This is a genomic window from Arthrobacter sp. JCM 19049 (assembly GCF_001310435.1).
Window position 1 is genome coordinate 1 of sequence record NZ_BAXF01000234.1, and the last position, 3357, is coordinate 3357.

The window sequence follows — 3357 nt, forward strand, 5'->3', positions numbered from 1 at the left end:
CCGGGCCGGTGCGGCACTGGTCACCGCGGACGCCGTAGGTGTCCGTGGCCGGCTGGCCCCGGTGTCGCTGACGGTGCGCGGCCGCAGCTGGCTGCTGATCACCGGGCCAATGGTGCCGGGAAATCAACCCTGCTGGCGATCCTCGCCGGGGAGCTGCACCCGGATCAGGGAGCAGTTCACCACTCGGCCCACGCCCGGCGTGCCTTCCTGCAGCAGGAGTCCGCGCTTCCGTTGGAGCAGCGGGCGAGCACGATCTACGCCAACCACGTGGACCGGCTGGTCGCCGCCGGTATGGTGCCCGACAAACGGGTGGTGGGGTTGGCGAGCCTGGGACTGCTGCGCTCGGCGGAAATGAACAAGCGGGTGGGAGAGCTGTCCATGGGACAGCAACGCCGGCTTGATCTTGCCCTGGTGCTGGCCGCACGCCCGAACCTGCTGTTGCTCGATGAACCGACCAACCACCTGTCCATCACCCTGGTGGACGAGTTGACCGAGGCCTTTGATGCGACCGAGGCGGCGATTGTGCTTTCCAGCCACGACCGGCAGCTGCTCCGGGATCTGGGGCACTGGCCCCAGCTGGAGCTTCAGCCGGTCTCTGGAAAGGAGCCGAACATCTAACCGTTGTTGCCGTAACCCGATATTGCATTTCGCCATTCGGTTGCGATCCCAGCATGCCACGGTGTGTTTCGCGTCGTATTTTGGTTTTCCGCGTGGCGTGTCCTTGCAGATGTGCGCACCCAATTCCATACTTACGGGTAATGTTTTCCGGGTGCATCACAGTCCTGATGCTGAACGAAGTCACTCGATCCGTTTAGGAGGAAGTAATGGGTTTCATAGGTTGGATTGTTTTGGGCCTGATTGCCGGTGCGATCGCGAAAGCGATCAAGCCAGGTGAGCAAGGTGGCGGCTGGCTCGTGACCTTGCTGCTGGGTGTTGTTGGCGCCATCGTTGGCGGTTGGATTGGATCCGCGATCTTCGGAGTCGGAGTGGACGAATTCTGGTCCCTGTCAACCTGGTTGCTGGCCATCGGCGGTTCGCTGATCGTCCTCGTTATCTGGGGACTGCTCACGCGCAAGCGGCTTAACCTGCACGACTGAACGGGTCCTACCTTTTGGGGTAGGGCCCCGTTCTCTATTGTCGGCCTGATGCTACCTCCACCAGCAAGACGAGCGGACTAAGAACTGGATTGTGCATTGCCGCTCCTGGGAAAGAACACGCCAGAGGGCCCTAAGGACCTTAGCGGTCGAACTCCATCGGGTTTCAGTCTCGTCACTGGAAGGGAACTCGCGGATTCCCTCAAAGCCCTCCTAAGAGGGAAGCCTGCTCCGCGTCGTCTGCCCAACGCCGGCGCTTCGTACTTCCAAAGAGTTCATCCCGTAACGAGAAATCTAAACGACAAAGCAAGTGCTCCGACGGACCACTGCCCACTTCGGGGTGGTTCAAGAAGATATTTAGCAGTCAGCAACGGTTCCCGCAGACACGATCACGAGCGCAACAGCGATCGCACCGCATGACAAACGACGCGGCACGGCACCTACCCGTTCACTATAAGTACCCAGGACCTGTCCCCAACATTTGCCGTGAGCTTGCCTCGGGTTCTCCAATCCGCGGCTCGACAGTCGCGTCTATCTATGTAATGGTTTAACCAATTGTTAGGCAGAAAGAACGCTACACGGAGGTTCAACGTGAACATCAAAAAGAAAATTGCCGCCGCTAGCCTAAGCTTTGGCCTTATTGCGGGGGCAGGCTTGGCGACAGCACCCGCGGCCAACGCAGGAAGCTTCGCCGGATCAACACTGACCTTCTTCAAAACGCAGAAAGACTGCGAAGTCTGGCGTGCAATTCGTATCGTGCAGCAGGCCGCTAAGATGAACGGCGTGCGGGTGAGCGAGTCCTGGTGCAAGTATGACCCCAAAGCCCAAAGCCGGTACAACGTCTCCGGCAAGCCGTGGGTCGGATACGTCGGACTCTGGCGCGACTAGGTATTATGCAGAGCCCGCGCGCTGACTAAGCAACCAGGGTGTTCCCCCGGTCGTAATTGACGGCCTGGGAACCGCTGAGAGGTGTGACAGCTTTCAGTGTGGAGCGCCTCGTGGTTCTCGTTCGCTCGAGTAATGCGCTGTGGTCCGTATACCGCGACAGGAAAGACACGGCTGATCGGGCGCTCACTCAGATCCCGGCGCACCGTCGGGATCGCTCAAGAGGGGGCGAGCTCAATCAAAGTAGGGAACCATGGGGCTCGTCGAACCCTGGCCGGAATCGCGTAAGAACATGTTCGGTCTGATCGCTGGACTCTGTTGAGAAGTCAGAGCTGTTTGACGGGCATGAGCGAGCCTGTGGAGAACAGAGTCACGACTCATGCATTGCCCGGTAGTGGCTGCGGTAGCTCCAAAAGACTGCATTTGGCCCCTGCGCGCAGAAGAACGACGGCTAGCCACAAAGGATCCATTAGCTACGACAGTGCGACGGTTGTATCCCCGCGGGAAAACACATTGAAACCCTTGACCGAACCGGAGACATTAGAGTGCTCGAATACACGAGGAACTTGCGACGGTCAACACTACACAATGGATACAAAAACCCGCTGCCACCAACCTGTTGAGGCGAGTGACAGCGGGTTTTGTGTGGTGGGCCCTACCGGGATCGAACCGATGACATTCACGGTGTAAACGTGACGCTCTACCAGCTGAGCTAAAGGCCCTTGACCTGCGACAAGAGGAAAAACCTTCCTGCCAACAGGGAATAACTTTACTGGAGCCGGTCCCGGTGCGCAAATCTTTGATCAGTGATGTGGCTCTCTCCGGTGGCATCCGCTCGCGGCCCCGACCCCGCTCCTGGCCCTACCGGCGTACGAAGCCAAGCGGTATGGTGGGCATCCCCCGATTCACCTCAGCAGCCCGTGACGGGCGCGGCGAAGGAGAATGGCCCTGGCGCGGTTTCTGCTGGCGGCGACACCCTTTGCAGGTCACGTGGTGCCCATGCTCGCCCTCGCTGGCACGCTGGTGGGTCGCGGGCACCAGGTGCGGTTCTATACCGGGGAAAAATACGCGCACCTGGCCCTCGAGGTGGGGTGCGATCACGTGCATGCGCCTGGCCCAAGATTTCGACGACGACGACCTGGAAGCGACTTTCCCGAAGGTCAGCGAGGGCGCAGTCTCTCCAGCCTGCTGGCCAGCGTGCGCCAGGTCTTCTTCAGCAACGGGCCCGGGCAGGCGCGCGACCTGATCGCAGCGCACCGCAGCGTTCCGGTGGAAGCGCTAATCGGTGAGAACATGTGCTTCGGCACCGGGTTGGCGCACGAGATGACCGGCGTCCCTGGGCCTCGGTCACCCTGTCCGCCCTGCCCTTTCCCACCAC

At 60.4% G+C, this 3357-nt stretch carries 4 protein-coding genes and 1 tRNA gene; 4 read left to right on the plus strand and 1 reads right to left on the minus strand.

Annotated elements, in window-relative coordinates; genetic code table 11:
* The 3 genes from JCM19049_RS10075 to JCM19049_RS10085 form a co-directional block, all read left to right on the plus strand.
* A partial coding sequence (locus JCM19049_RS10075; RefSeq protein ID WP_279402920.1) for an ATP-binding cassette domain-containing protein occupies positions 1-618 on the plus strand: 618 nt, incomplete at its 5' end.
* A 206-nt stretch (positions 619-824) separates the two neighbouring features.
* Positions 825-1097, plus strand: coding sequence for a GlsB/YeaQ/YmgE family stress response membrane protein (locus tag JCM19049_RS10080; protein ID WP_054821518.1), 273 nt, complete (start codon positions 825-827; stop codon positions 1095-1097).
* A 588-nt stretch (positions 1098-1685) separates the two neighbouring features.
* Positions 1686-1982: a hypothetical protein gene (locus tag JCM19049_RS10085; RefSeq protein WP_054821519.1), complete on the plus strand. Its 297-nt coding sequence runs from the start codon at positions 1686-1688 to the stop codon at positions 1980-1982.
* 643 nt (positions 1983-2625) lie between these two features.
* On the opposite strand, the gene JCM19049_RS10090 is transcribed toward JCM19049_RS10085, so the two are convergent.
* Positions 2626-2701, minus strand: a tRNA-Val gene (locus tag JCM19049_RS10090).
* 220 nt (positions 2702-2921) lie between these two features.
* Between JCM19049_RS10090 and JCM19049_RS20040 the strand changes: the two genes are divergently transcribed.
* A partial coding sequence (locus JCM19049_RS20040; RefSeq protein WP_279402921.1) for a glycosyltransferase occupies positions 2922-3357 on the plus strand: 436 nt, incomplete at its 3' end.